Annotated in this window: 7 protein-coding genes; 3 read left to right on the top strand and 4 right to left on the bottom strand. The window is 62.7% G+C overall.

What is annotated here, in order from left to right; translation table 11 throughout:
• Both KBY74_RS12150 and KBY74_RS12145 read left to right on the top strand, forming a co-directional pair.
• Positions 1–1,745 (top strand): ABC transporter ATP-binding protein (locus tag KBY74_RS12150; RefSeq protein ID WP_254942921.1); only part of this gene is annotated, 1,745 nt, incomplete at its 5' end.
• Positions 1,742–3,280: a carotenoid oxygenase family protein gene (locus KBY74_RS12145; RefSeq protein WP_254942920.1), complete on the top strand. Its 1,539-nt coding sequence runs from the start codon at positions 1,742–1,744 to the stop codon at positions 3,278–3,280. The genes KBY74_RS12150 and KBY74_RS12145, both read left to right, overlap by 4 nt.
• Here the strand turns inward: KBY74_RS12145 and rdgB are convergent, their stop codons facing one another.
• Both rdgB and KBY74_RS12135 read right to left on the bottom strand, forming a co-directional pair.
• Complete coding sequence (gene rdgB / locus KBY74_RS12140; protein ID WP_254942919.1) at positions 3,281–3,889, bottom strand: RdgB/HAM1 family non-canonical purine NTP pyrophosphatase; 609 nt, start codon at positions 3,887–3,889, stop codon at positions 3,281–3,283. It lies immediately after the preceding gene.
• A 4-nt stretch (positions 3,890–3,893) separates the two neighbouring features.
• Positions 3,894–5,363, bottom strand: coding sequence for a phosphoglucomutase/phosphomannomutase family protein (locus KBY74_RS12135; protein ID WP_254942918.1), 1,470 nt, complete (start codon positions 5,361–5,363; stop codon positions 3,894–3,896).
• Positions 5,364–5,503: 140 nt separating this feature from the next.
• Between KBY74_RS12135 and KBY74_RS12130 the strand changes: the two genes are divergently transcribed.
• On the top strand, positions 5,504–6,934 hold the full coding sequence (locus KBY74_RS12130) for a TM0106 family RecB-like putative nuclease (protein ID WP_254942917.1): 1,431 nt from the start codon (positions 5,504–5,506) through the stop codon (positions 6,932–6,934).
• A gap of 32 nt (positions 6,935–6,966) precedes the next feature.
• Here the strand turns inward: KBY74_RS12130 and KBY74_RS12125 are convergent, their stop codons facing one another.
• Both KBY74_RS12125 and pyrE read right to left on the bottom strand, forming a co-directional pair.
• A complete protein-coding gene (locus KBY74_RS12125; protein WP_254942916.1) occupies positions 6,967–7,920 on the bottom strand; it encodes a folate-binding protein YgfZ in 954 nt (317 codons plus the stop codon).
• Positions 7,917–8,474 (bottom strand): orotate phosphoribosyltransferase, encoded by a 558-nt coding sequence (gene pyrE / locus KBY74_RS12120; protein ID WP_254942922.1) that lies wholly within the window; start codon positions 8,472–8,474, stop codon positions 7,917–7,919. The genes KBY74_RS12125 and pyrE overlap by 4 nt, the downstream gene beginning before the upstream one ends.
• Positions 8,475–8,953 lie beyond the last annotated feature (479 nt).

Raw genomic sequence — 8,953 nt, 5'->3', positions numbered from 1 at the left:
GCACACAAATTTATCAAAGGCTGGCCTTTTATGGACGCGGCCATTTGTGGCCGGGCTTTTCTCTAGCCCTATTCTTTAATTTTCTGTATGGCGCGTCAACCGGCTTTGTGCCATTGGTAATTCGCTACCTTTTTGATGATATTTTGCCTTCGAGTGATCGAAGTCGCTTGTATTTGGCGCCTGTAGTTATACTTGTGGTCATAGTACTTAGGGCGGTTTCTCAATATTTAGGTGCCTACCTAACTGAAGCTATAGGCCAGTCAATCACGGCTGACTTGCGCCATCAGCTTGCTGAGAGCATATTAGATTTGCCCCAATCCTATGTGGATCGCAATTCCTCCACCGTGTTGGTTTCTCGAGTGCTCACGGATGTGTCGCTCGTCAAGACTGGAATTGTTGATGGTTTTTCATCTATATTTAAAGATTCCCTAACTCTTCTGGTTCTGGTTTGTGTGGCCTTTTATCAAGATTTGCTGCTGTCGTTGATCGCTTTCATTCTTTTCCCTGTATCGATTTTACCGAATCTTAACTCATCCAAAAAAGTCAGGCGCCACTCTAGTAAAGGGCAGCTAAGCCTGGCCAAGTTGGCTTCATTTCTCCAAGAGTCGGTAATCGGTTTGCGGGTGGTCAAGATCTTCGGAATGCAGGCCTATGAATTGTCGAGGTTTGATCAAGAGAATCAATCGGTTTTAAAGGCTGCCCTAAAGACAACTCGGGCCAAGCTTGCTAATCAGCCATTGATGGAAGTAATAGGTGCGATTGGTTTTAGTGCCGTTTTGGTATACGGTGGCGAAAATGTAATAGCCGGTACGCGTACTACTGGTAACTTTTTTGCCTTTTTAACCTCTCTTTACCTGTGCTATGCGCCCTTTAAGGGGATTGCTAGGTCTAATTCTACGTTGCAGCAAGGCGTTTCTGCCGCCAGTGATTTATTCAATATTCTCGATACTAAGCCTGAGCCTCCGGAATCTTCCAGTCCCAAGTCCATAAACAGCGTTTCTGAAGGCCTTGTGGCCAGGAATGTCTCATTTGCTTATGGCGATGATTTGGTTATCGATGACTTATCTTTAGAGCTGCCTTGCAGCAGCACTGTCGCTTTGGTTGGATCTAGTGGCGGCGGGAAAAGCACCATAATTGACTTGTTTTGCCGCTTTTACGACCCTAGCTCGGGAGTTATATCAATCGATGGCATTGATATTCGCCAGCTTTCCCTGGCATCGTTACGCTCCTTGATCTCAGTTGTTGATCAAAATACATTCCTTTTTAACGACACTGTTGCTAACAACATTGCCTATGGATTGGCGTCAGCTTCGCCTTCCCAGATTGAGGCTGCTGCGCGGGCTGCGAATGCCCACGATTTCATTAATCAGCTGCCCGAGGGCTATGGCACCCTTATTGGAGAAAATGGCACGATGCTCTCCGGCGGACAGCGTCAGCGGATTGCAATTGCGCGCGCATTAATTAAGGATGCGCCCTTGCTGTTTCTGGACGAGGCCACCTCAGCCCTCGATTCAGCCTCCGAGCAGGTAGTGCAAGAAGCCTTAGACCGATTGATGGCTGACCGCACCACCTTGGTAGTGGCCCATCGCCTCTCCACTGTGGTTAATGCCGACTGCATTTGTGTAATTGCGGGTGGTCGAGTGGTTGAGTCGGGAAATCACGCCACCCTGCTGGCTCGCGGCGGCACTTATGCCGACCTATTTTCGACACAATTCGCAAACGCTGACGCGGGATCGCCAAGATGACAGTTGCCGCCTCTCAGCCCACCGGTTTTCAGCCTGCCTATGAGCGTCATGATTGGTCCAGCGCCTTTCGCAACGTCGGTGTTGAACTAAGCGACGTTCCCTTAGAGCCCGTGCGTGGCACGATCCCGGCTGAGCTCAAGGGCACCTTGTTCCGCAATGGGCCAGGCCGGCTCGAGCGTGGTGGCCAGTGGGTTCATCACCCATTTGATGGCGACGGCATGATCAGCGCCTTCCGGTTTGAAGGGGGGAGAGCCCGACTCACCAACCGCTTTGTGCGCACCGAGGGCTGGTTAGCAGAGGAGCAGGCCGGTCGCTTCGTTTACCGGGGGGTCTTCGGCACTCAGAAGCCCGGAGGGCCCCTCGCCAATGCTTTTGATCTGCGCCTCAAGAACATCGCCAACACCCATGTGGTGCAGCTGGGTGACCAGCTGCTGGCGCTCTGGGAAGCGGCCGAGCCCCACGCCCTTGATCCCCGCACCCTCGAGACCAGGGGGCTCTCGCGGCTGGAGGGTCTGCTCAAGCCAGGCGAAGCTTTCAGCGCCCACCCGCGCTTCGATCCTGGTCACCACGGCGAGCCCCGCATGGTCACCTTTGGCGTCAAGGCGGGCCCCACCAGCACCATTCGCTTGATGGAATTTGCCAGCGCAGACCAGCCAGATGGTGTGCGCGCCGGCGATCTGGTGGCTGACAGTCGCCACAGCTTCAAGGGTTTTGCCTTCCTGCATGATTTTGCGATCACACCCAGCTGGGCTGTGTTTCTGCAGAACGCTGTGGCGTTTAACCCCCTGCCATTTGTGCTCGGGCAGAAGGGGGCGGCCCAATGCCTGGCCTCCAAGCCCGGTGAGGCCGGCCAGTTTTGGTTGGTGCCTCGCCAGCCGGGTCATCACGCTGGCGCCCGCCCGCTGCTGCTACCTGCTCCAGAAGGCTTTGTGTTCCATCACCTCAATGCCTTTGAGGATCCGGCCACCGGCGAGGTGGTGGTGGATTCGATCTACTACGACGATTTCCCTTCGATTGGCCCCGAGGTTGACTACCGCGAAATCGATTTCGACTCGATACCTGAGGGCCAGTTGCGCCGTTGCCGGATAGACCCCAGCAGCGGCACGGTGCGGAGCGAGTGGCTGGAGCAGCGCTGCTGTGAGTTCGCCATGGTTAATCCGGCAAAGCAGGGCCTAAACGCCCGCTTCGCCTGGATGGCTGTAGCGCAGCGGGAGCGGGGTAACGATCCGCTCCAGGCGATTGAGAAGCTCGACCTGCAGACCGGCGAACGCCTGGTGTGGAGTGCGGCCCCCCGCGGTTTTGTCACCGAACCGGTGATGGTTCCCCGTCTAACTGGTGACTCACCAGGAGACAGCTCTGCCGAAGACAGCCCCGCAGAAGATAGTGGCTGGGTGTTGGTGCCGGTTTGGAACGGGGCTCGCTGCGCCACGGATCTGGTGATCCTCAACGCTGCCGATTTGACAGAGCAAGCCGTGCTCGAGCTTCCCCTGGCCATTCCCTATGGGCTGCACGGCAGTTGGTCTGCGACTGCCTGATCAGCTGCCCAGCAGGGAGCGCAGCTGGGGCTCCAGCTGCGCAAAAGCCCGGCCTCTGTGGCCGATCTCGCTTTTGAGGCCTTTGTCCATCTCGGCGTAGGTGAGTCCTGTGTGCGGCACAAAAAACACGGGGTCGTAGCCGAAGCCCCCACTACCCCGCGGTGTTGGCCGGATGAGTCCGGCGCAGCGGCCCTCCACCTCCAGCCGCACGCTGCCGCTCGGATCGGCCACCGCCAGGGCGGCGCAGAACTCGGCGCTGCGGTCGGTAGCGCCCTCCAGTTCTTGCAGCAGCCTGGCGATACGGGCTGCGTCGCTGCTTGCGTAGCGGGCTGAGTGCACGCCTGGCGCGCCGGCTAAGGCATGCACACTCAGCCCTGAGTCATCGGCCAGGGCCCAGCAGCCGGTGGCGCTGGCCACGGCCACCGCTTTGAGGCGCGCGTTCTCGGCAAAGGTGCTGCCGGTTTCCTCCACCTCCAAGCCATCGGGCTGGGCCTCAATTGCCAGGTTGAGTCCGGCCAGCAGGTGCTGGAACTCGCGCACCTTGCCGGCATTGCCGCTGGCGATCACCAGCTTGGTGACGGGTGAGCCGACCATATCTGATGTGTGCATGGCGTCAGACCGACTCCGCCAGCTCGCGGGCCCAGCCCAGCACCTCAGCCACCCGGGCTTCGCTGGGAGCTTCGCAGTAGAGCCGGAGCAGCGGTTCGGTGCCGGAGAAGCGCAACATCAGCCAGTGGCTGGGGCCTAGGCGCAGCTTCACCCCATCGGTGGTGATCACCTCCAGCACGGGGCTGCCGGCCACCTCGCTGGGAGGTGCTGCGGCCAGCTTTGCCTCGAGGCGCTCGCGGGCTGCCATGTCTGGCAGGCGCAGGTCGAGTCGGTCGTAGGCGGCGGCACCACCGCAGCGCTGCTGCAGGGCATCGATCCGCTCCCCCAGGGGCACGCCCCCCTCCACCAGCGCTTCGATCAGCAGCAGGGCTGCAAAGGGCGCATCCCGCTCTGGCAGATGCATGCCGAAGCCCACGCCGCCCGATTCTTCGCCGCCCACCAGCACCTCGCCGCTCAGCATCTCTGCAGCGATGTATTTGAAGCCCACGGGCTTTTCCAGCACCTGGCGCTCCAGGCCTTCTGCCACAAGCTGCATCAGGTCGGAGCCGCTTACGGTTTTGATTACGCAGCCCGGCAGCTGGCGGGCCCGGGCCAGGTGGTCGATGAATAGGGGCATCAGCAGCTGGGTGCTGCAGAAGCGGCCGCGCTCGTCCACGGCGGCGATGCGGTCGCCGTCGCCGTCAAACACGATCCCCATGGCGGGCCGGCCAGCTGCGGTGCTGGCGGTTACGGCCGTGATCAATTCCTGCAGGTAAGGGGCCAGCGGCTCGGGAGGGTTGCCGCCAAATAGGGGGTCCCGGTTTGCCCGAATCTCGCGGATGACGCCACTGGATCTGGCCCCATCGCCCAGCAGGGCCGGCAGTACACCGGCTGCTGAGCCGTGCATTGGATCGACAATCACCGTGAGCCCCAGGCGCTCTAGGCCTGCCGCCAGTGCCGCAGTGTTCACCTTGGTCTGTAGGCCCGCCACGTAGGTGCCCAGGGCATCGAAGCGTTGGGGGTCGCCCGGGATCGGCACGGTGATGCCACTGGCTTCCAGGCGGGTTTCCACTCGGCGGGTGAAGTCGCCTTCCACCGAGCCGCCGAACGGTCCCTTGATTTTTAAGCCGAGCCACTCCGGCGGGTTGTGGCTGGCGGTGATCACCAGGGCACCCAGGGCCTGGCGCTGCACCACGGCCCAGCTGCTGGCAGGGGTGGGAGTGGCTGTGTCCGAAAGCAGGGGATCCAGGCCGCAACCTCTAACGGCGCTGCAGATCGCCTCAGCTAGTTCGGGCGCCAGAAAACGGCGGTCGTAGCCGATCACCACCTCGCGGCTTTTCAGGCCTTCGGGGGCGGAGTGGGCCAGCTCCCGGGCTGCAGCGGCAGCTACCGGCAGCAGTCGATCCAGGGTGATGTCCACGCCGAGGATGCCGCGCCAGCCATCGGTGCCGAAGACGATCGGGCTGGCCTCCAGGGGCAGGGGGGCTGAGGCCATGGGGGGTGGGCATGCCGAGCTGGGGCAATTCTGCGGTGCCGGCGGCGCTCCAGCCCTAGCGTCGGGGTCAGTGGACGCCAGCATTGACTTCCCGGCCCCAAATTGAATGTTCAGGGCCCGAGCCGGCTCTAACTGACCGCTTGCTGCGCAGTTGGCTGCGATGCAGGCGCCGCGCCTGGCTGGATCGCTTTGGGGTTGCCAGCGAGCGGCAGTGGAATGCCCACCGGGCCCTGGCCTTGAGCGACCAGCTGCGCAGCTTTCAGACCCTGCTGCCCCAGCGGCCGGGCCACGGCGAGGCGGCCTGCGCCGCAGGGGCGGCTGGGGTGGTGGGCTTGCGGCTGCGGGGGGCTGGTCCCCAGGGAGTGCGATTGGAATCCCATCCCTCCCTGCTGGAGCGCATCGCTGGCCAAAGCCGTTGGGGCGCCTACGTATACCGGCCGGTATTGGCTCGCCAGGGGCGACGGCTAACCCGCGAAGCTCGGGTGGTGCTGGCGCTTTGGGGGCGCCTGTTGGCGGAGCACCAGCAGGCACCAGTGCCCCATGGTCTGGTGGTGGCCGGTGAAGGCAGGTTCCTGCAGCGGGAGCGCCTGGCATTGGCTAGCGGCCTGCAGCACCAGCTCGATGAGAGCCTGCAGCGCCTCGCCGCTGATCTTGCCCAGTCCACTCCACCGCCCTTGGTGAGCGATCGCAAAAAGTGCACCCTGTGCAGCTGGCGAGGCGTCTGTGATTCGGAGGCCGCCGCCATGGGGCATCTCAGCGAGGTGAGTGGCATCGGCGGTAAGCGCCGCGAGATGTTGCTGGAGCAGGGGGTCACCAGCCTGCCGGATCTGGCTGCCCGCGATCCAGAGCTGTTGGCCGAGGCCCTGGCCGTCTACGGAGAGCAGCACCGCGAGATTGCCGCTGAGTTGGTGGCCCAGGCCCGGGTTCAGGCCTCTGGCCTGCCTCAGCGCCTTGGCCGTGGGCCGGTCTTGCCCGAGTTGGCAGCAGCACCTGGTGTGCTGCTCTACGACATCGAATCCGATCCCGATGCCCGCGATGATTTCCTGCACGGCTTTGTGGTGCTGGAGAGCGACGGTGCGGGGGGCTGGCTAGAGCAGTCCGCCCGCTACCAGCCCCTGCTGGCTTTGCAGGAGCATGGTGAGCAGCGCCTCTGGCAGCGATTGCAGCGTTTGCTTGCCCGCTATCCCGATTGGCCGGTGTTGCATTACGGCGAAACCGAGGTGATTGGCCTGGTGCGCCTGGCCCAGCGCCAGGGGGCCAGTGAGGCTGAGGTGGCCCGGTTGCGGCGCAGGATGCTGGATGTGCACGCCCGGCTGCGGCGCCACTGGCGCTTGCCGGTGAGCAGCTACGGGCTCAAGACGGTGGCCGGCTGGCTGGGCTTTGCCTGGAGCCAGAAAGGGGTAGATGGGGCCCGCTGCCTGCTTTGGTGGCGCCAGTGGCGTCAATGGCACCGCCAAGGGGGTAGCCGGGGCCAGGCCAGTCGCTATCAGTTGCAGCGGATATTTCTCTACAACCGCGATGACAGCCTGGCCACCTGGGCAGTGGTGCGCTGGCTACTGGCTCAGCCCTAACGCTTCAGGACTTCAGATTCAGGGCTGGAGATTCAGGATTTACGGCCGGCACCGACCGGTGGATCAACGCAGGCTGGCGGGCGAGATAGCTCCAGCAGCGCGCCATCGGGATCGGGGCCGGCGCGCAGGCAGGTTTGTTGAAGCGACTGGCGGCGCACCAGGGCTAGGCCAATCCAGAGGCCATCTTCCAGGGCCAGGCTGGAGGTGATCAGGCCAGCCCGGGGGCTGCTGGTCTCGTCGCCCGTCTTGGCGCCGAATAAGACTGTGCCTGGCTCTCCAGGATCCTGGGTTCCGCGCCAGAACCAGCGCCGCAGCTGTTGTTTAACGCCGTCGTAGGTGGCGAGTTTGGCCAGGGTTTCCTGGCCCACGTAGCAGCCCTTGCTGAGGCTCACCCGATCGGCGAGCCCTACTTCGAAGGGGTTGGTGTCGTCGTTGATCTCACCTGGGGCCGCCGGCACCCCCTGCTGGATGCGCCAACGCTGCTGTTCCCTGGCCGGCAGGGGCGCTCGATCGGCTAGCCAGGCGGGCAGCTCGGCGGTTGTCAGCAGGACCAACTGGCGGCCCAGCAACCAACCGTGGCCATCTTCTAGAGAAATCCAGCTCCCATCAGCAACCTGGGGCAGGGTGTCGCAGCCATCCCCAAGCGGCGTGATTAAACGCACCGGAGTTACCGGACCCAGTTGCACTCGATCGGCGGGGAACAGCACCCGCTCAAGGGCCTGCCAAAGGGCGGTGCCATCAGCGCCGCGCAGCAGCAGCCAGGCCCCATCCCTATCCACCAACACCTCAGCGAGGGCTCGCAGGCGACCGGTGGCGGTGGTGCAACAGCTGGGTATCAAGCTGCCGGGCTGCTGGCCTTCGATTGCCGAGCTGGTTTGGCCGTGTAGAAACCTGCCCGAATCTGGGCCATCCAGGCGGATCAGGTAGCCCGCTTGTTCGGTTCGAGACGGGCCGCTGGGCTGCCAGCCCCAGGGATCGGAGCTCATGAGTTGGCCAGGCCCGCGGCGGTGGCAGCCACCTCGTCCAGCAGAAACAGGCTGCGCAGCTCGAGCCCGGCAGCCGTCATCGCCTCGACGCCCCCCTCCTGGCGATCCACGATTGTCACTACCCGATTCACTGTGTAGCCAGCCTCCCGCAGCTGCTGCACGGCCTTTAGGGAAGAGCCGCCGGTGGTGACTACGTCTTCAAGCACGGTGATGGTGCTTCCCGGTTCAGGCAGCGGCCCCTCCAGCCAGGCACCGGTGCCGTGGCCCTTGGCCTCTTTGCGCACGATCAGAGCATTGAGCTCCCGGCCCTCCAAGGCAGCCATCATCGCCACTGCGCTCACCAGGGGATCTGCCCCCAGGGTGAGGCCGGCCACCGCCCGCGCTTCCGCTTCCACCTGCTCGAGCATTAGGGCGCCGAGCAGGGTCAGACCGGTACCACTGAGGCTGACTGGCTTGCAATTGACGTAGTGGTGGCTGCTGCGCCCGGAGGCCAAGGTGAAGTTGCCGTGGCGGTAGGCCTGGGAGGCGAGCAGGGGAAGCAGGGCCAGGCGCATCTCTGCGGGGCTGGCAGTGAATGACGGGGCAGCCAGGGAAACGGTCGACAAGATCTGGTGCATTCGCGATTGGTTGATTAGTTTGCGACCATCACGACAGGATCAGCCCTGGGCTGACGGGATCAATGGCTTACGGCACCAACTTAAGGTCCACTTTGGGTTTGGCCGTAGGCGCAGCGTCCTTGGCCGTAGGCGCAGGGTCTTTGGTAGGAGCCTGGTCTTTGGCAGGAGCCTTGGTCTCGACCCCTGCAGCGGCGGGCCCAGTTGTTTGCACCACGACCTTGGAGGCCCCAAACAGCAGTGGGCAGGCACTCAATGGGGGAGCTGCCGGACCCGTTGAAGTTACCCGCTGTGGCGTCGTGCAGACCACGCCCCAGCTGATGGAGCAACGCTTTTTTAGCTACACGGCACCCTTTGCTCGCGGCGTGAGCCTCTCTAATCAAATCACCGATCTATTTGGCATTGCCATGGGTGGTGGT

The sequence above is a fragment of the Cyanobium sp. A1C-AMD genome (genome assembly GCF_024346495.1).
GTDB lineage: Bacteria > Cyanobacteriota > Cyanobacteriia > PCC-6307 > Cyanobiaceae > Cyanobium_A > Cyanobium_A usitatum.
The sequence above is the reverse complement of the archived record's forward strand: the minus strand, read 5'-3'. Positions and strand labels throughout refer to the sequence as shown.

Bases quoted from the DNA above. Each gene is read 5' to 3' on its own strand.
- KBY74_RS12145 (WP_254942920.1), top strand. From the start codon at position 1,742: ATGACAGTTGCCGCCTCTCAGCCCACCGGTTTTCAGCCTGCCTATGAG.
- KBY74_RS12125 (WP_254942916.1), bottom strand. From the start codon at position 7,920: ATGAGCTCCGATCCCTGGGGCTGGCAGCCCAGCGGCCCGTCTCGAACC.
- pyrE (WP_254942922.1), bottom strand. From the start codon at position 8,474: ATGCGCCTGGCCCTGCTTCCCCTGCTCGCCTCCCAGGCCTACCGCCAC.
- KBY74_RS12135 (WP_254942918.1), bottom strand. From the start codon at position 5,363: ATGGCCTCAGCCCCCCTGCCCCTGGAGGCCAGCCCGATCGTCTTCGGC.
- rdgB (WP_254942919.1), bottom strand. From the start codon at position 3,889: ATGCACACATCAGATATGGTCGGCTCACCCGTCACCAAGCTGGTGATC.